The following is a 26,102-nucleotide window of genomic DNA, read 5'->3' on the forward strand; positions in this document are numbered from 1 at the left end:
TCAGGGAAGCACGCGGGTCAAGAGCGCCGTCTCGACGGTCAGCCCGGGGCCGAACGCCATTGCGCACACGCGCTCGGAGCCAGGGCGCGAGCCGCCGTGGGGGCCGCCGTCGTCCGCACGCGGCCGAGCGAGGATGCGCTCGAGGACGAACATGACGGTCGCGCTGCTCATGTTCCCGAACTCGCGCAGCGTCTCGCGTGCCGGCTCGGCCTGCGCCTCGCTCAGGCCGAGCCTCGCGACGACCTTGTCCACGATGCTGCGCCCGCCCGGGTGGATGGCCCAGTGCTCGATCTCGGCGTGGGGCCGGCCCGAGAGCGCGTCGTCGCGCGCGAAGAGGGGTTCGAGGGCGCCCGTGATGTGGTCGTCGATGAGGTGCGGGACGTACGTGCCGAGGACCATCTCGAAGCCGCGATCGCCGATGTTCCACGCCATCGTCTCCTCGCCCACGGGCGTGAGCGTGGTCTCGAACGCGTCGAGGCTCAGGGCCGGGCGCGTGAGCGGGAGGTCGCGGGCCGTGACGATGGCGGCGGCGGCGCCGTCGGCGAAGAGCGATGCGCCAAGGATCGTGTCCGGGTCGTTCGAGCTGCGCACGTGGAGGCTGCAGAGCTCGACGATGGCCACGAGGACGACGGCGCGCGGGTCCGCATCGCAGAACGCCTTCGCCGCGCGGAGGGCCGGGAACGCCGCGTAGCAGCCCATGAAGCCGAGGTGGAACCGCTGGACGGCGGGGTTCAGCCCGAGTGCGCGGACAATCCGATAGTCCGGGCCCGGGTTGAAGAAGCCCGTGCAGGAGACCGTGATGACGTGCGTGACGTCCTCGGGGGCGATGCCGTCGGCTGCCTCAAGGGCGCGGCGGGCCGTCTCGGTGAAGAGCGGCGTGGCCTCGCGGACGAACAGGTCGTTGCGGACCTTCGTGCTCGGGGTGAGGAGCGTTCCCGTCGATGAATCGAAGAAGTCGGGATCGTGGTCGGGGCGGTCCCACGAGAATTCGGCGACCGCGCTGTGCCGCGTATCGATCGCGGCGGCGTCGAAGCACGCTCGCACGAGCCGCGTTCCGAGGCGCGTGAGGCCCTCCTGGGCTGCGAAGACGTCCCGGGCCTCGGCCTGCTTGAGGACTGTCGCGGGAACTGCGGTTTCAAGGGACCTCATGAGCACCGTCATGGGCCATTTTCGCCGCTGGTGGTGCCGTGGGGGCAAGGGGTGAGCGCTGGATTGTCGGCGTCGAAGACTTCGTGTGCCTATTCCCCGCACATGTGCTGCGGGTCCGCAGCCCGTTTGCGGCGAAGCGGCACAGCTGCGGGGAACCGGCACCGGCGGGGACGCCCCTCAGAGCACCCCGAGGGCCTCGAGCTGCTCGGCGAGGGCTGCGCCGTCGGGCTCCGACGCCCACGGCACGCCGGGAACGGGGGTGGGGTGGCCGTCGTGCATCGTGCCGCCCGAGAACACGGCCTCGCTGCCCGTGAGCTCGCGGATCGCGACGGCCGCGACGCTCTCGGGGTGCCGCCGCGCGAACTCGGCGTAGATCGCCTCGTCGTGCTGGCCGTTGTCCCCGATGAGGAGCCACTTCACGTCCGGGAACTCGGCCGCGAGCCGGGCGAGGTTGCGGGCCTTGTGCTCGCGGCCGCTGCGGAACCAGCTGTCCGGCGTCATGCCCCAGTCAGTCAGGAGCAGCGGGCCCGCGGGGTACAGGTTCCGGCCGAGGAACCGCGAGAGCGTCGGGGCGGCGTTCCACGGACCGGTCGAGAGGTACATGACCGGGGCCTCGGGATGCCGGGCAGCGAGCCGGTCGAGCAGCACGGACATGCCGGGCGTGGGCGTCCGGGCCCGCTCGCTCAGCACGAACGTGTTCCACAGGGCAAGAAACGGGCGCGGGAGGGCCGTGACCATGACGGTGTCGTCGATGTCGGAGACGATGCCGAACGTCGTCGCGGGGTCGACGACGAGGACCTGGCCGACCGCCGGCACAGCGCCGTCGGCGCTCAGGCGGACGGGATGCCAGCCAGGCTCGAGCGTGACGTCTACCATCGCGTCCACGACCCCGCCGAAGTCCGCGCGCGCGGTCTGCGTGGTGTCGCCGATCTCGATCGTCACAACAGAGTGCTCGATCGGGACGCTCGTGAACGCGCGCCATCCGCGCACGTTCTCCGTGCCGGTCCAGCCCTGTGGCCGCGCTTCGGACCACCCGGGGCGGCACCCGTCGCGGCCGCGGCTGGGCTCGCGCGTCGTGTTGGCGCCGATGCGGTGCAGGCCCGGGGCGCCGTAGAGGACGCGGGCGAGGATCCGCACGCGGGTCGTGGTGCCGTACCCGCGATACGCGACGACCTCGGGGATGAACCCGAACCTGCGCGCCCAGCCCATTTGGACAGCGTGCACGCGGTCGCCGACGCGATGGGCGGCCTTGAGGAGGGGTCGGGTCATGCGCAACACTTTGCCACGGGTTGGCGCGCGTCACAGAAACGGCGACGGCGCAACGTCGGCGGGCGTGCGCTTTCCCTCACACGCGGGCCAGCTGCTCGATGTCCTCGAGGAACGCCGCCGCGACCTCGTCGCTCACGGTTGTCTTGGTCTCCGAGATAGCCTCGAGGTAGTCCTCGGTGGTCGGACCGCGCCGCCCATTCGCACCCGCCCCGGCCGGGGCAGAACCGGCGAGATGCGCCCCAGAGGCGGCGGCGCCGTCGTCGGCTGCGTCACTGTCGCCCGCGGCCGAGGCAACCACCGCCGCCGGCGCGTAGACCGCCTTCTCGAGCGCGCGCTGCGACGCCGAACGGGCGGCGAACTCGATGTCCGCGGGCGAGAAACCGACGGTGCGCTCGACGAGCTGCCCGACGTCCACCGAGTCGACGACCGCCTCGGGGATGAAACGCTGCCACATCGCCTGCCGGGCCTCGGCGTCAGGCAGGCCGATCGGGATGACATAGTCGAACCTCCCATGGCGCAGGAAGGCAGAGTCGAGGGCGCGGATGAAGTTCGTCGCGCAGACCAGGAGGCGGCCCGACTGCTCGCGGAACGCGGGGATGATCTTGAGGAGCTCGTTCGTGACGCCCTGGGTGGGGCTGGGCGGGTCGCCCGCGCGGTGGGACGCGATCTCCTCGACCTCGTCGAGGAACACGACCGCATGCTCGAGCTCGGCGATCTCCGTGAACGTGCGCCGGAGGGCGCCCGCGAGGCCCTCCGAGTCGGACGCGAGGCGGGACGGGAACACCTCGACGAACGGCCACTCGAGGCGGGATGCGATGGCCTTCGCGAACGTCGTCTTGCCCGTGCCGGGCGGGCCGAAGAGGACGACGGCGCGCGGCGGCACGACGCCGAACTCGTCCGCGAGCTCCGCCTCGGCGAGCGGGAGCACGAGCCGCCGCTCGAGGAGCTGCTTCTCTCGCTGCATGCCGGCGACGTTCTCCCACAGGTCACGCGGGAGGACGCGCCCGCCGAGCTGCGCGAGCGGGCCCAGTTCAGCGCGCTGAACCGGGATCTGCCGCTCGAAGAAGCGCAGGTTCTTGACGTCCTTGAAGCCGCGCGCCGTGAACGCGTCCACGCGCGTCTCCGTGTCCGGCATGAGCGCCGAGAGCTTTGTGAGGCCGAGCGGCGCCATGCGGTGTTCGATCGAGGCCAGGAGCGCCGTGCCGATCCCGCGGCTGCGCCATTCGGGGAGGATCGCGAGGAACACGATCCAGCCCTGTTCGTGGGCCGCTCGCGCGACGGCAGCGCCCACGACGTCCTCGCCGTGCACCGCGACCGTCGCGTAGTCGGCCTGGCAGCTCGCGAGGACCTCCGAGAGCGAGTAGACGGGCTCGATGCCCGACGACGTCATGGCGCTCCACAGGTTCAACATGCCGTCGAGGTCGGAGGGGTGGAAGTCCCGGATGCGCCAGGTGGTCATGGGCGTGCTCCTTCGCTGCGCTCACGGGGGCCGTGCGGGGGCCCCGTGAGGCGAGTCTAGCGGGGGCAGGTGGCGGCTAGGTTGCGGCGGAGTAGCGGCCGGGGGATGTGACTCGGTGCGCGGCGGGAGACGCGTTGCGGCCGAGAGAACGGCCTCGGTGCGTCTTGACGGCGGTAAGGCGTCCGCGGACCGAGGAGCCCCGGAATGCCTCCCGGTACGGACGTTGCCCCCTGCTTCGGCGCAGGGCAATGTCCGGAAGCCCGGGCACCTTGGGGGGAGTCGCCGTCGTCCGCGCCCTACGCCGACGCCGTGCGGCCCTGCCTCGCCGCCGCGGCCAAGAGCAGCATGGCGATCGCGGCCGCCGTCGTCATGAGGAGCGCCATCGGCACCGCGGTGCCTGCGCCGCCGATGCCCGAGAGCGGCGAGACGGCGGCGCCGAACACGAACTGCGTGAAGCCGAGCCCCGCGGAGCCGCTTCCCGAGACGTGGCGGACGGCGTCGAGCGCGAGGGCGGTCGAGTTGCCCATGATGAATCCGACGGTCGTGACCGAAAGCCAGATCGGCACCGCGAGGAGCCAGCTCGGCCCGGGCAGGAGGGCGACCGCGAGCGTGAGCGCGCAGAACGCGAGCAGGAGCGGCACGGCAACCCGCACGGTGCGAAGCGGTCCGACCGTCCGGGCGAGCCGAGACGAGATGTAGCCCGCCGCGATGAGCCCCGCGGCGTTGACGCCGAACGCCACGCCATACCCGACGGCGCTGAACCCGAGGACGTTCTGGTACACGAAGCTGCTCGCCGAGATGTACGTCATCATGACGGCGAACGTCGTCGCGAAGAGCGCCGCGAACAGGACGTATCGCGGCACGCGGACCACGTGGGCGAGGGAGCGGAGCGGGCTCGCGCCGTCGCGCTTCTCGCGCGGGCGGGTCTCGCGGAAGACGAGCCCCACCGACGTGATCATGACCGCGAACAGTCCCGCAAGCGTCCACATGATGCCCCGCCACCCGATGGGCCCCTGGAGGAAGGCACCGATCGACGGCGCGAGGATGGGCGCGATGCCGCCCACGGTCATCATGAGGCTCATGGTCCGCGCGGTTTCGGTGCCGCGCGTGAGGTCCACGACGATCGCTCGCGCGATGACGACGCCGGCCGCCCCGCCGAGGCCCTGCACGAGCCGGGCCGCGATGAGCACCTCGAGCGAAGGGGCGACGGCGGCGAGCGCCGATGCGGCGAGCGCGAGCGCCGTGCCGCACACGAGCGGGACGATGCGCCCGAAGCGATCGGAGATCGACCCGAAGCCGAGCTGGCCGAACGCCATGCCCACGAGGAACGCCGTGAGGGTGAGCTGGACGCCGGACGCCGAGGCCGCGAAGTCCTGCTGCACGCGGGGGAAGCCCGGGAGGTAGAGATCGGTCGAGAGCGGCGCGGTCATGGCGAGCAGCGCGAGGACGAGGAGCCATGCCCCGCTCAGATGGCCGGAGCGGTTGAGGGCAGGCAGTGGCATGGCGTTCCTTTCGTGCGACCGTGCCAGCCTACTTTTACTCGGGCTCGCGGGCTCATTCGGCCCTTGACGTGTCAGCAACATGACACGTCGACGGTCCCCTCGGCTCCCGTGGCCACATCTCGCCCGACGGCTGGCCCGGTCGTGGCCGGTCCGGGGCCCGTGGGCGGGATCCGGTCACGGGAGTTAACCCGCGCGTCGCCTGCGCGTTGCCCGGGCGTGGCTGACCCTTTTTAGAGTGCCCACGTGGGTGACAGCGTTCGACGGCGGTACGTCGCCCTCGGCGACTCCTTCACCGAGGGCGTCGGGGACGTACATCCCGGGCTGCCCAACGGCGTGCGTGGATGGGCCGACCGCGTTGCGGAGAAGCTCGCAAAGCACGAGAAGGGCTGGGAGTACGCCAACCTCGCGGTTCGCTCGAAGCGCCTCCGCCAAATCATCGACGACCAGCTCGAACCCGCCCTCGCCCTTGAGCCCACCCTCGTGACGCTCTACGCGGGCGGCAACGACATCCTGGACGTGGGCACGGACATGGACCGCCTGCTCGAGGAGTATGCGGGACTCGTGGCTCGGCTGGCCGGAACGGGCGCGACCCTCGTGCTTTTCACCGGCTACGACGTCAAGGTCGCGCCCCTGCTCGAACCGCTGCGCCGGCGCAATTGGCAGTACAACGCTCGCGTGCGAGAGCTCGCACGCGAGCATCGGGCGGTCCTCGTGGACTACTGGTGCTTCGACGAGTACAACGACAAGCGCATGTGGGACGCGGACCGCCTCCACATGTCGACCGCCGGGCACAAGTTCCTCGCGCGCCAAGTCCTCACGCATCTCGGCGTCCCGACCCCGATCAAGCCCCTCGACTGGGAGCCGCTCGCGCACCGCAGCACACTCGAATGGATCGATGCCCAGCGCGAGTGGCTCAACGACTGGGTGTTGCCGCTTATCGGCCGCAAGCTGCGCGGCGTGACGCTCGGCGACTCGCTCCGCCCCCGCTGGCCCGAGCCCGTCAAGGTGCCCCGAAAGGGCGGGCTGCGGCGCTACGCGCTTGAGCATCCCGAGGTTCTCGAGGGGCGCGGACCGGCGTTCCCGCTGTGAAGCGGCTGCCTGGGCCTCCGGATGTGGCCAGGCATGGGGCGAGAGATGGCCACTCGTGGGGCGAGAGATGGCCAGGCGTGGGGCGAGAGGTGGCCAGGGGTGGGGCGGGATCTGGCCAGGCGTTACTTGACGCAGGGGATCCCGCCGCCGAAGAGCGACGACGACCAGTCGCCGGCGTCGTACGAGCCCGTGCCCGACGGCGACGGCTGGGCGGGCGCGGGGGCGCCCTGAGGGCCCTGTTGGCCAGTCCCCTGTTGGCCAGTCCCCTGAGCCGGCGCCTGCGGTGCGGGAGCCTGCTGGGCCGTGCCGCCGGTGGTCTGAGGAGCAGCCGGAGGGGCGGCCGCGCTCGTCGACGGCTGCGGCGAGAGGAGCTGCGACACCTGGGCCCGGATCGCGGCCTGGTCCACGACGTTGATCGACTCCCCCGTGTCCGACCACCCGAAATCGACAATCGGAAGCGTCACGAACTTCGTGCGGTTCTCGGTCAGCTGCTTGGCCTTGAGCCCGAAGTCGATGAGGTTGAGCGATTGGTCCACCGCCATCTTGTCCTTGAGCGCGCCGATGATTCCCTGGATCTTGCCGAGATCGGTGAACGTGCCCTTCTGCTTGAGCTGCGTCGCGAGCGAGGAGATGAACGCCTGCTGGCGGCGGGCTCGGTCGAGGTCGGTGAGGAAGACCCCCGAGCCGGACGTGTCGCGCCGCTGGCGCACGAACGCAACGGCCTGCTGCGCGTTGAGCTGCTGCTGGCCGGCCTTGAAGTCGGCGCCGGAGTACGTATCCTTCGTGGCCTCCTGGAGGCACACCGTGATGGGCGCGACGGCCTTCGCGACCGAGAGGAACGCGGCCATCGTGACCTCGACGAAGTGGTCCACCTTGACGTTGAGGAAGTTCTGCACCGTCTCGATCTCGGCCTTGCGGCCGGCGTCGCGCGCCTGCTGATAGATCTCGGCGTCGCTCTTGCTCCCCTGGCTGGCCTTGAGCTCGCGCATGGCCTGGTCCATCGCGTACCCGTAGGCCTGCTTGACCTTGCCCTTCTTGACGCCGTCGGGCGCTCCGGCGAGGTCCACGTAGTCGTCGCGGGGGATCGAGATGATCGTCGCGGTGCTCCCGTCCTTCGGCACGTGGAGGAGCATGAGCACGTTGCTGTTGTACCCGCCGTCGTCCGAGCTGCCGGAGTGGAGGGCGTCGTACTCTTCTTGACTCAGCGCATTGCCGTTCTCGTCGAGGCGGCTGTCGAGGCCCATGAGCAGGATGTTGGCGTCCTGGTCGAGGCCCGCGCCGCCGTCGAGCGCCTGGGACCGCTTGATCCCGTTCTCGATCCCGAGATACGTCGTGAGCGCGAAGATCCCGCCGGCGAGCACGAGCACGATGACGAGCGCGATCGAGAGCACCGTAGCCCGCCGCCTGCGGAAGATCCGGCGGCGGTCCCGGGCGATGAGCTGCCCGTAGAGATCGTGGTAGGGCTCGTTGGGCGCGCTGGCCTCGCGATCGGTCGTGTGCCGCATGCGGCTCCTCGGGTCGGCGGTCAGGACTGCCGCGCGCCGTTCGCGACGCGCAGGCCCACGGTACGCGGGTCTACGGTACCCGTGCAGCCTCCGAATTCACTGGACGCGGGCCGTGCGCGCCGTCGCGCAGCACGATGTCCACTGGGTTGGCCTGGGAGACGGCGCCTTGCGCTGCACTGCCCGGACGCGCCGGCGCCTCGAGCAGCCCCGAGCGGTTGGTGCGCTTGTCCCGAAGGATCTCGGTGACGGAGCCGAGGTGCCTCGAGAGGTCGATGACGTTCTCCGGCGCGGCGAGCAGGAGCTGGAACCCGAACTCGTGCAGCGCCGAGATCCCGGCCCCCGCGAACTCCTCGGACGCGAGCACGAACGCCTCGTCCATCATGACCGTCCCGTACGTCGTGAAGCCCTGCTCGGCGATCCCGAGCTGGTAGCTGAGCGCGGCGGCCATGATGAACGCCGTGAAGCGCTGCCGCTCGCCTCCGGACATGCTGCCGGTGTCCGCGTGGACGAAGACCTCGTCCCGAACCTCTCCGCCGCTCCCGGACACGGCCCGGTGCTCCTTGCACGAGATGAACACGTGCGTGCGGACGTCGAGCACCTCGGCCCGCCACCGGCGGTCCTCGGGCGTCGACGAGCCGAGCCGCTTCACGAGCGTCTCAAGCGTCTTGTAGCGCGCGGCGAGGGCCTCGTCGGCGGACGACGACGCAGGCGCGGATGACGCCGACGGCGAGGCCCCGCCGTCGTCCTTCGCCTCCCCGCGCGCCTCGGACACCCCGTGCCGCGCCTTGAGCGCCGAGACGATCGCCTCCTTGAACTGGCGCGCGGACGCGGGGACGGTCTGCCTGATGTCGAGCTCGAGGTAGCTGCCCTCGTGGAACCCGACGCCGCCGAGGATGCTGTTGAGCGGGAGGATGCGGGCCGAGATCGCGCGGCGTTCCTCGTCGAGGAGGTGCAGGAGCGTGCTGAACGATTCGTGCGTGCGCTGCTGGAAGAAGCGCCGGAACTCGGCCTCCTGCGCGGGCAGGCCCTCGGAGACGATGCCGTGGTACCGCGCCTCGAAAGCGCTCGCCGCGGCGACGGAGACGCCGTGGTCGGCCGAGACACCGGGCCCCCATTCGCGTTCGAACGATTCGAAGATGCGCGTGAGCCGTTCCGCGGCGGCCTGACCCCGGCTCTCGGCCGCGTGCAGCTCCTCGAGGAGCCGGGCCCGCGCGGCGGCGGCGAGGTTGTCGAGGCCGTGGAGGTCCACGAGGCCTGCGGCGCCGTCGAAATAGGGGGCGAGCGCCTGGGCGTCGTCAGCCGACGGCGGTGCCGCGGCGACGCGGGAACGCCCGGCCTCGAGGAGCCGCGCCGCCGAGCTCGCGGCCGCGTCGAGGTGCCGGTGCTCGCTTTGGAGCACGGCGGCGGCCTCGGTCGAGGCCTGGTGCTCGGCGCGCGCGGCTTCGACCTTCGCGCGGAGCGGCTCGAGATCGGCCTGCGCGGCGCGCGCGTCGTCGAGGCGCTGCTCGGCGCGGCAGAGCTCGTCCTCGGCGACGACGGCGGAGACCTCCTCCCAGCCCCGCGAATCCGAAGCGACGCGGCGGAGCGCCTCGAGGCGGCGGGCCATGCCCTGGTGCGAGTCCTCGCTCGCCTGCGCTGCCTCGGCGGCCCCCGCGAGCGCGGCCTCGAGTTCGCGGATGCGGCCCGTAAGGTCCTCGATCTTGACGGCATTGTCGAAGCCGAGCACCCAGTCTTGGCGGGAGGCGAACCGGTCGTCCTTCTCGACCGCGCCGCGGTGCCGCTTGACGACGCCGCCGAGGCTCAGCCCGCGATCGAGATACGCAAGCTCGTCCGGGTCCTCAACGCACGGGTACGCGTAGTCGACGGCGATGCGCTCGCGGACGTACGCCCCCGCCCGGCTCTGCACCGGGTGCGCCGGGTGGTCCAGGATCTCGAGCTTCGTGAGCAGATCGTCGGCGCGCACGTCCGCGAGAGCGGCGGCGGCCCCGGGCACGGGCACGGAGAGGTCGACGGCGCGCAGCGCACCGCGGATCGCGTGCGTGTCGAGGTACCGCGTGACGGCGGCGAAATGTTCGCCTGGCACGAGGAGCGTCGTCGCGAGCGAGCGGAGCGCGCGCTCGGCTGCGGGCCGCCACCGCTCCTGCCCCTCCGCGAGGTCGACGAGCTCGCCCCCGAACGGCATGTCCTCTTCGGGAATGCCGGTCGCCTCGGCGATCGCGGCCCGGTTTTCCACAGACGACGGCGGCAGGAGGCTCTTGCGCGCGGCCATCGACTCGAGCTCGCGGCGGGCTTCCGCGAGGTCTCGCTTGGCCGAAGCGTGCGCGTCGAAGGCCTCGAAACGCGCCTCGCGGAGCGCCGCGGAATCGCCCTCGAGGGACGCGGTCGCCGTCGCGGCCTCCTCGTGCGCCGAAGCCCACCCCTCGGCCGTCCACGGGAGCTGCAGGCCGGCGTCGTCCATTCCCTGCCGCGCCGCCGCCTCCACCTCGCGCCGCAGCCGCAGCCCAACGCGCGCGTTCTCGACGTGCTGCTCAAGCGCGCTGATCTGGTTCCCGCCCGCGCTGTTGTACTCGGCCTCGAGCGCGCGGAGCTGCTTCGCGAGGGCGTCGCGGGTCTTGCGCTCGGCCGCGAGCTCGGCCGCCTTCGACTTGGCCGAATCGGCCGCGCGCGCCGCGATGCGCTCCTGGACGGAGACCGCGAACTGCTCGCGGACGCGCTCGAACGCCTCGCCCGTGAGGTCGCGCAGGCGGTTGGCTTCGAGGAGCGCCTTCGCGTACTGCTGGTTGAGCGCGGGCACGGGCGCGAGCTGGTCGCGCTGCTGGCGCACGTCCTCGAGCCGCTGCCGGATGGACATGAGGTTGCTGAACTCCTCGACCACCTGATCGGCGGCCGCGAGCGTCTCGGGCGCGTCGAGGACCTGGTCGCGGAAGAAGCTGTTGACGCTCCCGCCGAGGCCCTTGCCGGCCTGGATGACGCGCAGGAGCGGGATGGCCTGGTCCGAGGAGATGCCGAGGATCCGGCGGAAGCGCTCGGCGAAGTTCTTGTGGACATCGAACACCTGGGCGTTCGGGAAGATCGCCTCAAGGGCGCTCCGCGTGAAGCGGCGGTCCGCGATGCCTTCGAGCGCGCGCACGTCGAGCGGCACGTTGTCGATGAGGTAGAAGCGGCCGAGACTCGATTCCGTGCCGTTCTTCGGGAGGTCGAACAGCGCCGTGAGCGTGTAGCGGGTGCCCGCGGCGTTGTCGTACGTGAGGGCGACGGCGCTCCACGTCGCGCCGGGCCGCTGGAACGCGCTCGCTTGGGTTTCCCCGACCGCGACGTCGCCGACCTTTCCGCGCATGTACGTGAAGGTCGTGCGGCGGTCCTCGCTCTGGCCCGTGCGCGCCGCGGCGGCCTCGTTCGAGCGCGGGCGGGCGTCGAAGACGCGCGCGATCGCGTCGAAGAGCGTCGACTTCCCCACACCTGAGTTGCCCGTGAGCAGCGTGCCCGAGCGGTCGACGTACATCGTGTGCGCGCCGTGGAACGTGCCCCAGTTGACGATCTGGACTTGGTTCAGCCGGAACTGGCCCGGGTTGACGTCGACGCCGAGCGGGAGCATGGTCGCGACGCTCATACGAGTTCCTCCTGCATCGGGTTGAGGGGGTCGGACTCCGCATCGCCCTCGGGCTCGCCGTCGCCCCCGCCCTCGGGCTCGCCGTCGAGCGCGGTGAGGTCGAGCGCGGCGAGGTCGAGCGCGGGCTGGGCGCCGCCGTCGTCACTGTCATCCCCCGCCCCTCCCTCCCGCGCGCCCACGGCCGAAGCCGCCGTCTCCGCGTCCGCCGCCGCAACCGCGTCGAGGTGCCGCGCGATATCCCCGATGTTCTCGAAGGGCAGCGCGAGCGGGAGGGCGTTCGAGATGAGGAAGACGTCGTCGAGCGGCGTGGGCAGGAGCAGCCGGCGGGCCTGGAGCTTCTGGACGGCGCGGGCCACGGTGTCCGCGTCACGGAGCGCGTCCTGCTGGTCGGCGGGCTGGTAGTGGGCGACGACGTCGGAGAGCTCCTCGAGCGTGACCGTCGGCTCGGTGTGGGCGGTCGTGTGCCGGTCGAGGAGGAGCCGGAGGCGCAGGACGAGGATCGTCTCGACGCGGCTCAAGGCGCGCTGCTGGCGCAGGATGGTCGAGCGCGCGGCGGTGCCGAGCAGCTCCGGATCCACGGGACGGACGACGGCGATCTTCCGCTCGTGGTCGATGAGGAGGGTCAGGAACAGCTCGGACAGGCGCGAGCGCAGCACGTCCTGGCTGTCGAGCAGCGTCGTCCAGAGGCGCTCGTCGCGGCCGCCGTCGAGGTACGGGCCCTTGAGGAGGCGCACCAGGGTCTGGCGCACGCGGAGGGCGAGCACGCCCGTGTCCCCGTCGTAGAGCGCGGCCGCGTTGGGCGAACGGCGCGGGGCGACGGCCTCGGCGTCGTCGTCTGCGTGAGGCTCCTGCTCGACGGTCTCGCTCATGCTGTTCCCCTCTCGGTGCCGTCCGCGTTCTTCGCGGCCCCATTTCTTGCGGCCTCGTTCTTTGCGGCCTCGGCCGCCCTTGCCTCGGCCAGCGGCACGTACGCGCGCCTCTCGGAGCCGTCCACCTGCTCGAAGTCGAGCGCCTCCCAGCCCTCGCGACCCCGGCTGCCCGCGAAGACGGCGCCGCGGTGCAGGAGCTCGCCGAGCAGCGCGCGGATCGTGTTGATGTGGCGCTCCTCGGGCGGAAGCTCGTGCCACACGCTCGCCGCGCTCGCGCGCCCGCCGCCGGCGGCGAGGGCGACGTCGAAGGCCCTCCGGAGCGCCCCGGCGTTCGCTTTGCCGGTGCGCGCCGAGCGGACGCGGTCCCCCTCGCCGAACGCGATGGGCTCGGCGAGGCGCGGGGGCGCGACGTATTCGTCCGGGTCGAAGAGCTTGACCATCGCGAGCGAGTCGAAATCGGCGCCGAAAAGCTCGGGCGCGGGCGCGAAAGCGGCCTGCTCGCGCTGGTACGGGAGCTTGCGGACGGCTCGCTCCGCGTCCCGGATCGCGTCGCGCAGCCGCACGGACTGGCGGTAGTCGTCGCTCTGGACGTACGTGTTGAGGCTCTCGGAGAGCTTGCCGTAGATGCCCTGGATCTCGGAGTGCTGGTCGCGGAGCTCGGCGACGAGGTGGCGGAGCGTCTGGCGCTCCTCGGCGTCGAGGCGGTCCGCGAAGTCGCGCGAAAGCACCTCGGCGATGGCCGAGCGGAAGCGGAGCTGCTGCTCGGGATTCTCAAGGAACGCGGTGAACGAGCGGAAGGTGCGGCCCTCGCTCGACTCGCGGAGGCGCCTGTCAGCCTCGAGCACCTGCGCCATCGTCGCGCCCTTGCTGAGCGACTCCTCGATGATCTGGTTGCGGAGCTGGCCGACCGATTCCTCGATGCGATCTCGCATGCGTTTGAAGTCGGCCGGGAGGCCGGCCGCGAGGTCGAGGATGTTCTCGGCGGCCTCGACGGCGTTGTCCGGCTCGAGGGCGGCCTCGAGCTCACCGGATTCGAGCCCGCGGATCATCTCGCGCCGCTCCCCGATCTCGGCCTCGAGCGCCTCGACGCGCGCGCTCGCATCCGGGTTCGTCTCCTGGGCGAGCTTCTCGACGTCGGCGAGGAGCGTTCCGAGGCGCGAGCCCGTGAGGGTCGAGCGGTCTGAGGAGAGCGAGTCGAGGAATGCGAGCACGCGCGCCGCGGCCTCGGTGAGCTCGTAGACGATGCGCCCGCCCTGCGCGCGGCGCGAGAGGAAGCGGCGGCGCGTCCAGTCGTCGGCGACGAGGCGGCCGGTCAGGGTGCCCGCGGTGCTCGGGGCGTGGGTGGCCGCGTCCCGCGTGCGGAGCTCGGCGAGGAAGTCGTCGAGCTCGTCGTGGAACGTCTCGAGCTCGACGTGCGGGCGGTTGCGTGTAAACGCCGTCTGAAGCGCCGCGATGACCCACGGCGCCGAGCGGGTCAGGGCCCACGCTGGCCCCTTCGTGAGCACCTCGAGCTCGGCGAGGCGCGAGAGCATCGCGGAGGCCTTCCCGGCTCCCCGCGCCGCGGCGGCCGCTCCCCCGAACGACGACGCCGAGACGCGCGCCGCGGCGGGGCGGGCACGGTTCTCGGCGGGTTCTGGCACGGCAGCCCAGTCTACCGGGCGGGGTCGCACCTCCCGTCGCCTCAGGAAATGCCGCCTGAGTGGGCCACAATCGGCCAGCGCTCCCCCAATGGACAACCTCGTCGAGTCTCTGTCAGCGAAGCTCGGGAGACCATTCTCGAACTGGCCAGCTACGTCTCGCCGGGTCTCAGATCATGGCTTGAGGCGAACAGCCAAGTTCCCTCTATGGTTCAAGCCTGCCCGCTCACCGATCGGACCCAGCTTCACCTCTGAGCATCGTCCTCGCGATACTGGCGAGCAGCGGGCGCGCCCGCCTCCTCGATGGCCGCACCCGCCAAATCTCACCGAAGGATCATCGCGTCAGCCGCACCAGATGTCTCCTGCGGCCAGGCGATCGATCTGCTGCTGGGCGAGTTCCTCGCTCAACCCTGCCTCGACGAGAGCAGCGATCGAGCGATCCTGGGGCCAGACCCGGTCCCGGACCTCCTGCCAGACGGGAGGCGACTGAGGTGCGTTAGAGCGCATCGGCCGCATGCCTCCCTCCGGCAATGCACGGGCTCCCGAGGGGCGGCCCGCCGCACCCCCACTCCGAGGCAGACAGCTGTGGCCGCACGGCCCGGTACCTCAGAACTGCAGGCACCCCGTCTCGGGTGGGCCTGGACCGAACGATGATCTCCATTGATGCATCCCCGCTTCCTGTGGATTCCACGGCAGGCAGCCTGCCTGCCCCGATAGGCCCAAACTCACTCTGTCCAGAGGGTTTGAGGCCCGAATCGGGGGCGGCCCGAAGGACCACCCAGAGCGCATCCGAGTGCCACCAAAAATGGCGTCTCAAATGCGTGATGACAGTCACATGAAGCTAACATCAGCATCGCTCCGCCGCCAGACTTGCGCGGAGGGCTGAGATGCGGTAAGGCCCACCAACCGAGTGATTCCGCGGCAACCAGACGCCTCTGGCGCGGCCGCCACAGGGCGACCGCGCCAGACGTTGCGCAGGGCAGAGGCTATTGAGCCCCGCCGAGGTGCGCCGCCCATGGGTAGTAGACGTACGAGAACGCGGCCGGTGCGCCCGTGATCTTCTTGTTCATCCACACGGTGTTGTCGAGCTTGATGCCGGGAACCATCGGAAGCAGCTCGTCATGGAGCTTCGTCTCGATGTCGGAGACGAGCTGGGCCCGCTTGTCTGCGTCCGCGGTCGCGACGGCCTTCGCGTACAGGTCGTCGACGCCGGCGTAGTTGTACTGGTTGAAGAGGCCGCCGGAGACGGCCGTGGTCACGAGCCAGTCGAGCGGGTTCGGGACGTTCGGCCAGAACTGCGTGTAGAGGATGTCAACGCCGGCGCGAGTCGCGGGGTCGTAGAGGTAATTCGTGTAGCCCGTCTGCGGAACGACCTTGAGGTCGAAGTTGAGCCCGATCCGGCCGGCCGCGTCCTTGATCGCGAGGCCGAACTGCTGCGTCTCCGCGGCATCGGGAACCACCATCGTGATCTTCTTGGCCTTCACGTCGGCCGGAAGGCCGTCGACGATCTTCTTCGCGTCGTCGTACTTCGCCGAAGCCGGGTCCGGGAGGGACTTCTCGAGGGAGTCGAGCGGGGTCTTGGCGAAGCCGTACACGGTGGACGGCGTCTGGAGCTTGAGCGGCTGGCCCGTGCCCGCGTACGTCTGCTTCGCGACGCCGTTCCAGTCGATCGCCATCTGGAGGGCCTTGCGGAGATCCGGGTTGGCGCCCGCGCCCTTGGGGTCAGCCCACACCATCGTCATGTTGAACGGAGCCGGGCCCTCGCTGAGCGTCCCGACGGGCGTGTTCTTGAGCTGGGTGAGGCTCGCGGTCGGCACGTTGAACGTCCCGTCGATCTGGCCCGCGAGGAGGCCCGACGTGATGGCCGCGCCGTCGGTCACGAACGTGAAGTCGATCTTCTTGGCCTTCGGCTTGAGGTCCGCGTTCCAGTAGTCGTCGTTCCGGGAGACAGAGATCGACTGGCCCTGGGCCCACTTGTCGTACTTGAACGGGCCCGTGCACATGACGCCCGAGGCGGGCGAGCCGAAGTCCGCGGCGTGGGCCTCGAAGAACTTCTTCTCGACGACGACACCGGCGTAGCTCGCGAACTCGTCGTTGATGAGGTAGTCGGGGGCCTTGAGCGTCACGGTGACCTGATTCGCGCCCGTCGCAGCGATGCTGTCGACGTTGCCGAAGAGGTAGTTGTAGAGGCTCGTCTTGTCGGTGAGGTTGTGCTGGAGGCTGAAGACGACGTCGTCGGCCGTCATCGGTGCCCCGTCCCAGAACTTGACGTCCGTGCGGAGGTCGTACACCCAGTGGAGCGGATCGGGGTTCGAGACCTTGGACGCGAGGTTCGGCTTGATCTGGCTGTCCGGGGTCTGCACGAGCAGGTTCTCGCACAGGTTGGCGTTGATCATGTTCGGCGTGTAGTCGGCGGACTTGAACGGGTCGATCGTCTGGGGCTCGCCCTCGAAGACGTTCCACGTGATCTTGTCGACCTCGGACTTCGCCACTGGGGTCATGATGGTCGAGCCCGAGGCGGCCGCGGAATCCTTGGGCTTGGCCTGGGCCCCGCCGGCGCAGCCGCTCACGAGGGCGGTGGCGAGCAGGCCAGCGGCGGCAACGGCCACGCGTGACCGGACGCGGTTCTGGTTCATGGGTGTGTTCTTTCTGCGGGTGGGTGGGCGGGCAGATGAGAAGGGGGACGGATTCAGGACGTGACGAGCGATGCGGCTCCGGGGCGCCATCCCGCGTGGGGGACGCTGTCCCGCAGGAGCCTGGTGTACGGGTCCTGGGGGCTGTCGAGCACGGCGGCGGTCAGCCCCTGCTCGACGACTTGGCCGTACCGCATGACGATGACGGTGTCGGTGATCTGCCGGATCACGGCGAGATCGTGGCTGATGAAGACGTAGCTGACTCCGCGCTGTTCGCGGATGTCGGCCAGGAGGTTGAGGATCTGGGCCTGGATCGAGACGTCGAGGGCCGAGACGGCCTCGTCGAGGATGAGGATCTTCGGCTCGGCGGCCAGCGCCCTGGCGATCGCGACCCGCTGGCGCTGGCCGCCCGAAAGCTCGCGCGGGAGGGCCCGGAGCTGGCGGTCGTGGAGGCCCACGAGTTCGCCGAGTTCCCGTACCCGCGCGTCGAGGGCCGTGCCCGTGAGCCCGAAGTGCAGCCGTACGACCTCGCCGAGGCAGTCGCCGATCTTCTGCCGCCGATCTAGCGAGGTGTAGGGGTCCTGGAAGACGATCTGGATGAGCCGTCCGCGCGTCCGCAGGTCCTTGATCCGCCGCGCGGGCCGCGTGTGGTCCGCGCCGTCGAGCACGATGCGCCCCGCCGTCGGCTGTTCAAGCCCGATGAGCATGCGCGCCGTCGTCGTCTTGCCCGAGCCGGACTCGCCCACGATGCCGAGCGATCCGCCCGCCTCGAGCTCGAAGGAGATGCCGTCGACGGCGACGGACTCCTTGCGCCCGCGGCCGAAGGTCTTGCGCAGCCCCTCGACGGCGAGGATGGGCGCCCCGCCCGCCGCCGTCGTCGTCCGTTCTTTGTCGGTGCGCAGGCTGTTCATCGCCCAACCTCCTCGTGAGACATGCCCGCGGAGACGAGCAGCCGCCCGCGCAGCTCGTCCGTGCGGCGGCAGCGGGTGAATTCGCCGTCGCCCACGCGCTCGAAGGCGGGCAGCGCCGCGCGGCACGCGTTCTCGGCGAAGCGGCAGCGGGGCGCGAACGCGCACCCCTCGGGGGTTTCGAAGGCCGACGTCGGGTGGCCGGGAATGGCGGGAAGGCGCGGCACGCGCCGGTCGATCTCGGGGCGAGCCTGCATGAGCGCGGCGCTGTAAGGATGGAGCGGGTCCGTGTGGAGGCGCGACGACGGCTGGTGCTCGACCATCGCGCCCGCGTACATGACGACGGTCTCATCGCACACGGCGGCCGCGAGCTCGAGGTCGTGTGTGATGAAGAGCATCGCCATGCCGTATTCGCGCTGGAGCCGCGCGAGGATCGCCATGACCTCGCTCTGCGTCGTGACGTCGAGCGCCGTCGTCGGCTCGTCGGCGAGGACGAGCCGAGGCCTGACGGCGAGGCTCGCCGCGATCATGACGCGCTGGAGCAGGCCGCCCGAGAGTTCGTGCGGGTACTGCCTGAGCCGCCGCTCGCCGTCGTGGATTCCCACCTCGGCGAGGAGGTCGACGGCGCGCCGCTCGGCTTCGCGCCGCGGCACGCGGCCGTTGACGCGCATCGCCTCGGTGAGGAAGTCGCCGATGCGGCGCACGGGGTTCGTGTGCGCGCGCGGGTCCTGGAAGATCATCGAGACGTCGCGCGAGCGGAACTTCCGCAGCGCGTCGCCGCGCAGATCGAGTACGGAGGCGCCGTCGAACATGATGCGCCCGGAGGTGCGCGCCCCCGGCGGGAGGAGGCGCGCGATGCTGCGCACCGTCATCGACTTCCCGGACCCGGATTCCCCCACGAGCCCGAGCGTCTTCCCGCCCTCGAGGCTGAACGAGACGTCCTGGAGGACGGTGCGGTATTCGCCGGCGACGGGGAGCTCGACGCTCAGCCCGTCGACTTCGAGCAAGGCGCTCATGCGCGGGCCTCCGATCGCTTGACGAGTTCGTCGCCGAGGCTGTTCGCGGCCGCGACGGTGATGACGATGAGCAGGCTCGCCCACAGGGCCTCCTGCGGTTCGAGCTGCAGGATGCCGGCCATGCCGCTGCCGACCATGGCGCCCCAGTCGGCCGTGGGCGCCTGTACGCCGAGGCCGATGAAGGAGAGGGCCGCGAGGTCGATGAGCGCGAAGCCGAAGGAGAGCGTGGCGTTCGCGAAGATGAGGCCTGCGATGTTGGGCAGGATGTGGCGCAGGCTGATCGTCGTGCCGCGCAGGCCCTGCACGCGCAGCGCGGCGATATACGGGAGCGAGCGCTCGCGCAGGGCGGCGCCGCGCACAATCCGCGCGATGTACGGCGTGTACGAGATCGAGAGGGCGATGACGGCGGCCTGCAGCCCGGTGCCGAAGATCGCCGTCGCGAGGATCGCGAGGAGGAGCCCGGGGAACGCGAACACGGCGTCGATGACTCGGGCGACGGCGGTGTCGAACCATCCCCCGATCCACACCGCGGTGAGCGCGAGGCCCGTGCCGAGCATCGTCGAGACGATGACGACGACGAGCGGCCCGATGAGCGACGACCGGGCGCCCGAGAGGAGGCGCGAGAAGAGGTCGCGGCCGCTCGCGTCCTGCCCGAGCAGGTGGTCTCCGCTCGGGCCCGCGAACGCGTTCCCGAGGTCGACGGCGTTCGGGTCGACGGTGACGAGCAGCGGGCCGAAGACCGCGAGGAGGGCGACGACGGCGAGCGCGGCGGCGGCGACCCAGCCGAGGACGCTCAGGTGGCGGCCCGGCGGGCGCTTGCGCGTGCGCCGGCGGGCCTCCGCGACGGCGGCAAGGGCGGTCATGACTTTCCTCCCCCGACCGAGACGCGCGGGTCGAGGACCGAGTACGCGAGGTCGATGACGGTGTTGAGAACGATGAAGGCCGTGACGTACACGAGGCAGATCGCCTGCACGACCGGGAAGTCCTTCTGCTGGACGGAGCTCACGAGGAGGCTCCCGAGTCCGTTGAGCTGGAAGACCTGCTCGACGACGACCGTGCCCGAGATCATGCCCGCGAGCGTGAGCCCGAGAACCGTGAGCACGGGGAGGGACGCGTTGCGGAGCACGTGCCGCCGCACGACGACGCCGTACGGGAAGCCCCGGCTGATCGCGGTCTGCACGTGGTCGGCCGTGATCTCCTGGCGGATCGCGGCCTGCGAGAGGCGCGCGACGAACGCGATCGAGGCGAGCGCGAGCGCGAACGCGGGCAGGATGAGGTGGTACAGCATGTCGATGGGGTTCTCGCCCACGCCGAAGACGGGGAACCAGCCGAGCTCGACGGCGAACACGAGCGTGAGCACGACCGCGGCGACGAACGTCGGGACGGCCATGGCGGCGGTCGAGACCCCCATGAGCGCGCTCGCCGCGACCCCCGGCTTGAGGCCCGAGAAGATGCCGATCCCGAGGCCGATGAGCGCGACGAGGAGGGCGCTCAGGGCGATGAGGGCCACGGTCGTGCCGATGCGCTGGCCGAGGAGCGAGCCCACGGCGTCCTTGTAGAGGATCGAGCGGCCGAAGTCGCCCTGGAGGATCCCGCCGAGCCAGCGGACGTATTGCACGATGAACGGCTCATCGAAGTGGTACTGCTCGTTGATCTGCGCGATGGCCTCGGGCGTCATCGAGCGGCCGTGCGTGAGGAACGTGATGGGCGAGCCCGGCGCGAGGTACAGGGCGCCGAAGACCACGAAGCTCGATGCGAGGAGCGTCGCGAGGAGCCCGCCGATGCGGCCGCCGAGGAAGCGGAGCGTGTGCAGGGCGGCCTTCGAGCTCGCCGTTCTCATCGGGTCGCCCCCGCGGATTCGGCGGCCGGTCCCCCGTGCGCCGCCGCCGAGTAGGCCGGTGCCGCGGCGTAGACCTCGCGCCCGCCGACGACGGTGCGCACGATCGCGGCGTCGAGCAGTTCCTCGGCGGGGCCGTCGAAGACGTTCCGGTCGACGACGACGAAGTCCGCGAAGAGCCCGGCCGCGAGCCGCCCGATGCGGTCCTCGGCGCGGCTCGACCACGCTGCGTCGCGTGTCGCGTGCACGATGGCCTCGCCGAGGGGGAGCGCGTAGTGCGCGATGTTCGGCTCAAGCGTGGGGTCGAAGGCCGAGCGGCGGGTCGAGGCCACGAACATGTTGGGCAACGGCGCGTAGGGCGACGTCGGCGAGTCGGTGCCGAACGCGAGGGTAGCGCCGGCGTCGGTCATCTCGGGCCACGGGAAACCGCGCTCGACGCGCTCGTCGCCGAGCTTCGCGCGCCAGTTCGCCTGGATCGCAGGGTCCGCGTGGACGGGCTGCATGCTCGCCGTGATCCCGAGCGCGGCGAGGCGCGCGATGTCCGCTTCCTCGGCGACCTCGAGGTGCTCGATCCGGTGGCGTCGCGCGGCCGGGCCGTTGGCGGCGACGGCACGTTCGACGGCGGCGATCGCGATCCGCACGGCCTCGTCGCCGATCGCGTGCATCGCCACCTGGAGCGCAGCCGCGTCTGCGGCCGTCACGACCGGGGCGAGGCTTTCGAGGTCCCAGATCGGGTCCGCGAGCGAGCCGTCAGCGTACGGGCGGCCGAGTGCTGCCGTGCAGCCGTCGACGGTGCCGTCGACCATGACCTTGATGCCGACGACGCGGAGCCACGGCGAGTCGTGTCGGGCCGCGAGCTCCGCGGCGTGGGCGACCTGGGCGAGGTTCTCCGCCGAGTCTTCAGCGCGGTAGATGCGGTAGTGCGCGTTGATGCGGGCCGTGAGCGTCCCAGCCTCCTCGGCGCGGAGCATCGCGGCGAGGTCGGCGTCGTCGAGCCCCATGTCGGTCGCCGCGGTGACGCCCGACGCGCGGTACCCGGCGAGTGCCGCCGCGAGGTGACGATCGCGCTCGTCGTCGCTCGCACCGCCGTCGAGCGCGGGCCACACGAGCTGCTGCATCGCCGTCTCGTCGATGTAGCCGGTCGGGTGGCCGGCCTCGTCGCGGGCTATCGCGCCGCCCGCGGGGGCCACGGTCTCGTGATCAATGCCGAGCTCCGCGAGGGCCGCCGTGTTGAGCCAGATCGAGTGGTAGTCGTAGGTCTGCACGTAGACGGGCCGGTCGGAGACGATCTCGTCGAGCATGTGGCGAGTCGGTGCGCCGCCCGGGACCGTGCCCGGGAGCCAGCCTTGAGCGCGGACCCGCGGGGCCTCGGGGTTCTCCTCGGCCCAGCGAGCGATGCGGCGCTGGATCTCGTCGAGGTCGTGGGCGCCCCACAGGTCGGCCTGGCCTGCGGCGTCGCCGGTCCCGACGATGTGCGCGTGGCCATCGACGAAGCCGGGCAGCACGAGGCGGCCGCCGAGGTCTTCTTCGATCGCGGCCCCGCCCGCGATTCGGCGCGCCGTCGCCTCATCCCCCACGTACACGATCCGGTCCGCGTCGACGACGAGGGCCTCTGCCCACTCGGGCTGGTCCGCGGTGAAGAACCGCGCGTTGACATACAAGGTGGGAGCCACTGTGGGGTCTGCCTTACTGGAAGAAATGAATGACGTTCGTTTATTAGAGCAGTGACACAGGTCACGGTCAAGAGGTTGCGTCTGTCCCCCGCTCTATTGCGTGGCCAGCTCCGCCCAACCCGTGGCCAGATCCCACCCACGGTTGGCCAGATCCCACCCACGATTGGCCAGATCCCACCCACGATTGGCCAGATCCCACCCACGATTGGCCAGATCCCACCCACGATTGGCCAGCTATTGCGGCCTGGCAACTGAGTGGCCAGGCGTCCGCCACAGGTGGCCAGGCGTTGGCGAGAGGTGGCCAGGCGACCGCGAGAGGTAGCGAGGCGTCCGCCACAGGTGGCCAGGCGTTGGCGAGAGGTGGCCAGGCGTGGCTAGTGGCGGGCGGCCTGAGCCGCCGCGAGAGTCGCGCGAAGCCCCGCGACGAGGGCGTTGAGGCCGAGCGCGAACGCGTCGTCGGCCGCTGTTCGGCCGCTCCCGCGGCGGGCCGCGACGGCGTCGGCGAACGTCGGCGCGAGATCGCGCCGATCGCCCACGTTGAAGATCCACTCCGGCGCGGAGACGTCCATCGCGGAGCCGAGCACGAACGACTCCACGGCCACGATCGTGTCGATGACCATGTCCTCGGGCCACCCGCCCGAGCGCAGCCCCTCGGCAACGCGCTCGTACATCGCGAGCGTGTGGGGCGCGCCCGTGATCGGCAGGACGGCGATCACGGGGATGAGGGGCGAGTGCTCGGCGAAGGCGTCGCGATACGAGTGTGCCCAGCGCATGAGCGCGAGATCCCAGGGGTCGCGGCCGAATCCCGAGACGTCGATCGTCTCGTTCACGTCGTCCTGAACCCAGTTGAGGACTTCGTCCTTCGAGGCCACATGGTTGTAGAGCGCAGAGGGAGCCGTCTTGAGCTCGCGAGCGAGCGCGGCCATCGTGAACCCTTCATACCCAGCCCGTGCGATGACGGCGAGCGCGCCCGCCGTGATCCCCTCGCGCGAGAGGACCGGGCGCGACGGGCGCCCACGGCGGCGCGGCGCGGTTGAGCCTGGCGCATCGGCCGGAAGGTTGGCCTTCGCGGACGTCACGGCAGTGGTCAAGGGCTCCATGGTCACGAAGTCTAAAGTACAGAATGCGCAGCAAATGAACTCAATTCATTTGCTTCAGGGTCTTTCTGGCCACGCGTCAGGCGAGAGCTGGCCAACCGTTGGTCGAGAGGTGGCCAGGCGTCGAGGGACCGGGGAACCACTCCGCCCCCTCCCCCGTTGCCCAGTTAGCGTGTGTCAAACGTCGCGAACGCCGCTGCCAAGCGAGAGAGTTGAATCGGGCAGCGAAGAATGGAGACCCCAGATGAGCACCCTCCCGACCCCTCCCGACCCCTCCACCGAAGACGCGCTCGTGCTCCAGGCCCCGGACGCCACCCCCGTGATCCGGGAAGAGGACGCGCCGGGCATGGTTCCGGTCGCCGCCGACCGGCAGACGGAGATTGCCGCGCAGGCGAAGGCCTGGGTCGCGGAGGTTGCGGCCATGGACTCGCGCAGCCCCGAATTCGCGCGCAAGGTCGAGGGTCTCCATCGGGTGGGCGGGCGCGAGATCATAGCGTCGTCGGACGCGTCGGGCCGGCTTCTCGACCGCGCGTCGACCTCGATCCGCGGCGCGAAGAAAACCGGCGACACCGCCCAGACCTACGTCGCGTCGACGCTCGGCGAACTCCGTTCGACCGTCGAGAGCCTCACCCCCAACCGCGCCGACCTCGGCACGGGCCGCAAAATCCTCGGCTTCGTTCCGGGCGGCAACAAGGTGGCCAAGTACTTCCAGCGCTACGAATCCGCCCAAACGCAGCTCGACCGCATCATCAAGGCCCTCATGGCCGGCCAGGACGAGCTCCTCCGCGACAACGCCGCGCTCGCGCAGGAGAAGGGGAACCTGTGGGACGTCATGCAGCAGCTCTCCGAGTACGCCGTGTTCGCGCAGGAGCTCGACGGCGCGACGGTCACCAAGATCGCCGAAGTCCGCGCCCAGGGGCAGACGGAGCACGCGCAGCAGCTCGAGGCGGACGTGCTCTTCCCGATCCGCCAGCGGCGCCAGGACATCCTCACGCAGCTCGCCGTCTCGGTGCAGGGCTACCTCGCGATCGACGTCATCCGGAAGAACAACAACGAGCTCATCAAGGGCGTCGACCGGGCGCGCGCGACCACGGTCTCGGCGCTCCGCACGGCCGTCATCACGGCGCAGGCCCTCTCCAATCAGAAGCTCGTCCTCGATCAGATCGACGCGATCAACACCACGACCAACGCGATGATCCTCAAGACGTCCGAAATGCTCAAGGACCAGACGAGCCGGATCCACCAGCAGGCCACGAGCTCGGGCGTCTCGGTCGAGACCCTCGAGCGCGCGTTCGCGAACATCTACCAGACGATGGACGCCATCGACGCGTTCCGCTCGCAGGCCGCACGCTCGATGGAGAGCACCGTGCACGCCCTCGAAGAGGGGCTCGAGAAGGCGCGCCCGCACATCGAGCGGGTCCGCCGGCAGGAGGGCAACGCCCCGTAGCGCACGACGGCGAGCAGCAGCGCACGACGGCGGCCTCACCCTACGCGCTGCGGCGCGAGAGCGTGGGCAGCCGCTGTTTCTAGTCGGCCCACCCTTCGTCGTCCCAGTCGTCCTCGTCGTGGCCTTCGCCGTCGGGAGCTTCGAAGGCGTCGTACACCGCGTCGAGCGCTGCGGCGGGGATGTCGGCGAACCCCTTCCGCAGGTCCGCGAGGCCCAACGCGGCGAGCTCCCTGAGCTCATCGAGGAGCAGCACCGACACCGTTTCGAGGGCGGCCGGGTCGGCGCCGTCGGGCGCGTCCGCAGCGAGGCTCTCGACGGCCGCGAGCTCGAGCGGATCGTCGACGGCCGCGCGCTGGAGGATCGCCGCGAGGCCGCCGCCGACCGATTCGCCCTGAGGCCCCTCGCCCGCGCCCTCGCACGTCGCGATCACGAACTCGGTCGCGAGGAACTGGGCCTCGAGCCGGCCGAAGGCGTCCCCGGTCCCGAGCCTGGCAGCGTCCTCACCACGGCGCGCAACAGCACCCGCGCCGGCCCCGCCGTCGCCCGCAAGTGCCGCCGCCCCGCCGTCGCCCGCGTCGGCGGCGCCGTCAGCCCCGCCCTCGACGGAAACGCCCTCGATCTCGATGATCTCCGCGTTGACCATGGCCGACCACAGCCGCGAAAGGCGCCGGCCGGCATCCGCAGAGTCCGAGCCGATGAGAGCTGCCATGGCGACGAAGTCGGCCTCCGCGAGTTCGCCGTCGGCGTCCACCGCCCGGCCGTCGCCGACAAAGTTGAGCACTGCGAGCGCGTGCCGCACGAGCGGCGAGGCGATCGCAAACTCGAGCGCCTCCTCCTCGGTGGGCTCGCGCCGGGGCCCGCCGGGCTCGCCGGGCGACGCGTCGACGATGCCCCCAACCGCTTCGGCCTCGGCGTCGAGCAGGTCCGTGAGGGCCTCGAGCTCGGGGGCCGTGCCCTCCCATCGCCCTGTCTCCTCAAGGAAGGTGACCCAGTCGATGAGGGTCCCGATGTAGTAGCGGAGGGTGTCGACGTCGTCCGTGTCGAGGAGTGCATCGAGCGCGTCGGGGACGCCCTGCGGATCGATGCGCAGCCCGGCAGCGGGCCGGTCGTCGGCTTCGAGGAACACGTAGAACACCTTGACGACGCCGAGCTGGCCGACCGAAAAAGCCTCGACCTCTTCCCCGACCGGATCCTCGGCGACGCCGAGCTCTCCGACGGCCCACGTGCTGTACTCGGCCGCGAGCCCGTCGATAAGCTTTTCGATCCGCCGGCGGCGCCGTTCCACGGGACCGGTCGCGCGGTTCTTGTTCTTGGGCTTGCGGGTGCGGCTCTTGGGCATGTGACGAGGGTACGCCGCGGCCGCTCCCGGAGCAGCACCGCCACAACCCGACGCGCGGGCTTG

Annotated in this window: 19 protein-coding genes; 2 read left to right on the top strand and 17 right to left on the bottom strand. The window is 70.8% G+C overall.

Annotated elements, in window-relative coordinates; genetic code table 11:
- The 4 genes from SPF06_RS13225 to SPF06_RS13240 all read right to left on the bottom strand — a co-directional run bounded on the left by SPF06_RS13225 (window position 1) and on the right by SPF06_RS13240 (window position 5,379).
- The gene (locus SPF06_RS13225) at window positions 1-1,197 is read right to left on the bottom strand and encodes a type III polyketide synthase (protein WP_323279568.1); all 1,197 of its coding nucleotides are present in this window, start codon (window positions 1,195-1,197) and stop codon (window positions 1-3) included.
- A 129-nt stretch (window positions 1,198-1,326) separates the two neighbouring features.
- Window positions 1,327-2,418, bottom strand: coding sequence for an App1 family protein phosphatidate phosphatase (locus SPF06_RS13230; RefSeq protein WP_323279569.1), 1,092 nt, complete (start codon window positions 2,416-2,418; stop codon window positions 1,327-1,329).
- A gap of 76 nt (window positions 2,419-2,494) precedes the next feature.
- Window positions 2,495-3,877 (bottom strand): ATP-binding protein, encoded by a 1,383-nt coding sequence (locus tag SPF06_RS13235; RefSeq protein ID WP_323279570.1) that lies wholly within the window; start codon window positions 3,875-3,877, stop codon window positions 2,495-2,497.
- Window positions 3,878-4,173: 296 nt separating this feature from the next.
- Window positions 4,174-5,379, bottom strand: coding sequence for a multidrug effflux MFS transporter (locus SPF06_RS13240; RefSeq protein ID WP_323279571.1), 1,206 nt, complete (start codon window positions 5,377-5,379; stop codon window positions 4,174-4,176).
- A gap of 243 nt (window positions 5,380-5,622) precedes the next feature.
- Here SPF06_RS13240 and SPF06_RS13245 point away from each other — a divergent pair, with 243 nt between their 5' ends.
- Window positions 5,623-6,468, top strand: coding sequence for an SGNH/GDSL hydrolase family protein (locus SPF06_RS13245; RefSeq protein ID WP_323279572.1), 846 nt, complete (start codon window positions 5,623-5,625; stop codon window positions 6,466-6,468).
- Window positions 6,469-6,590: 122 nt separating this feature from the next.
- Here the strand turns inward: SPF06_RS13245 and SPF06_RS13250 are convergent, their stop codons facing one another.
- From SPF06_RS13250 to SPF06_RS13305, 12 genes are all read right to left on the bottom strand, one after another.
- Window positions 6,591-7,973: an LCP family protein gene (locus SPF06_RS13250; RefSeq protein ID WP_323279573.1), complete on the bottom strand. Its 1,383-nt coding sequence runs from the start codon at window positions 7,971-7,973 to the stop codon at window positions 6,591-6,593.
- 70 nt (window positions 7,974-8,043) lie between these two features.
- The gene (locus tag SPF06_RS13255) at window positions 8,044-11,583 is read right to left on the bottom strand and encodes an ATP-binding protein (protein ID WP_323279574.1); all 3,540 of its coding nucleotides are present in this window, start codon (window positions 11,581-11,583) and stop codon (window positions 8,044-8,046) included.
- Complete coding sequence (locus SPF06_RS13260) at window positions 11,580-12,452, bottom strand: DUF4194 domain-containing protein (RefSeq protein WP_323279575.1); 873 nt, start codon at window positions 12,450-12,452, stop codon at window positions 11,580-11,582. Before SPF06_RS13260 ends, SPF06_RS13255 begins: the two co-directional genes overlap by 4 nt.
- Entirely contained in the window at window positions 12,449-13,984 is a 1,536-nt protein-coding gene (locus SPF06_RS13265; protein ID WP_323279713.1) for a DUF3375 family protein, read from the bottom strand. The genes SPF06_RS13260 and SPF06_RS13265 overlap by 4 nt, the downstream gene beginning before the upstream one ends.
- A gap of 447 nt (window positions 13,985-14,431) precedes the next feature.
- Window positions 14,432-14,596: a hypothetical protein gene (locus tag SPF06_RS13270; RefSeq protein WP_323279576.1), complete on the bottom strand. Its 165-nt coding sequence runs from the start codon at window positions 14,594-14,596 to the stop codon at window positions 14,432-14,434.
- A gap of 479 nt (window positions 14,597-15,075) precedes the next feature.
- Window positions 15,076-16,725 carry an ABC transporter substrate-binding protein gene (locus SPF06_RS13275; protein WP_323279577.1) on the bottom strand — a complete coding sequence of 550 codons (1,650 nt, stop codon included), beginning with the start codon at window positions 16,723-16,725 and terminating at the stop codon, window positions 15,076-15,078.
- Window positions 16,726-16,778: 53 nt separating this feature from the next.
- Entirely contained in the window at window positions 16,779-17,633 is an 855-nt protein-coding gene (locus tag SPF06_RS13280) for an ABC transporter ATP-binding protein (protein ID WP_323279578.1), read from the bottom strand.
- A complete protein-coding gene (locus SPF06_RS13285; protein WP_323279579.1) occupies window positions 17,630-18,646 on the bottom strand; it encodes an ABC transporter ATP-binding protein in 1,017 nt (338 codons plus the stop codon). Before SPF06_RS13285 ends, SPF06_RS13280 begins: the two co-directional genes overlap by 4 nt.
- Window positions 18,643-19,509, bottom strand: a complete 867-nt coding sequence (locus SPF06_RS13290) for an ABC transporter permease (RefSeq protein WP_323279580.1) — start codon at window positions 19,507-19,509, stop codon at window positions 18,643-18,645. Before SPF06_RS13290 ends, SPF06_RS13285 begins: the two co-directional genes overlap by 4 nt.
- Entirely contained in the window at window positions 19,506-20,486 is a 981-nt protein-coding gene (locus SPF06_RS13295; protein ID WP_323279581.1) for an ABC transporter permease, read from the bottom strand. Before SPF06_RS13295 ends, SPF06_RS13290 begins: the two co-directional genes overlap by 4 nt.
- Complete coding sequence (locus SPF06_RS13300) at window positions 20,483-22,156, bottom strand: amidohydrolase (RefSeq protein WP_323279582.1); 1,674 nt, start codon at window positions 22,154-22,156, stop codon at window positions 20,483-20,485. The genes SPF06_RS13295 and SPF06_RS13300 overlap by 4 nt, the downstream gene beginning before the upstream one ends.
- A gap of 374 nt (window positions 22,157-22,530) precedes the next feature.
- On the bottom strand, window positions 22,531-23,256 hold the full coding sequence (locus SPF06_RS13305; protein ID WP_323279583.1) for a TetR/AcrR family transcriptional regulator: 726 nt from the start codon (window positions 23,254-23,256) through the stop codon (window positions 22,531-22,533).
- Window positions 23,257-23,497: 241 nt separating this feature from the next.
- On the opposite strand from SPF06_RS13305, the gene SPF06_RS13310 reads away from it, so the two are divergent.
- Window positions 23,498-24,700: a toxic anion resistance protein gene (locus SPF06_RS13310; protein ID WP_323279584.1), complete on the top strand. Its 1,203-nt coding sequence runs from the start codon at window positions 23,498-23,500 to the stop codon at window positions 24,698-24,700.
- Between the two features lie 79 nt (window positions 24,701-24,779).
- On the opposite strand, the gene SPF06_RS13315 is transcribed toward SPF06_RS13310, so the two are convergent.
- Complete coding sequence (locus SPF06_RS13315; protein ID WP_323279585.1) at window positions 24,780-26,039, bottom strand: hypothetical protein; 1,260 nt, start codon at window positions 26,037-26,039, stop codon at window positions 24,780-24,782.
- Between the last annotated feature and the right edge of the window lie 63 nt (window positions 26,040-26,102).

This window comes from Sinomonas terricola (assembly GCF_034931225.1).
GTDB classification, from domain to species: domain Bacteria; phylum Actinomycetota; class Actinomycetes; order Actinomycetales; family Micrococcaceae; genus Sinomonas; species Sinomonas terricola.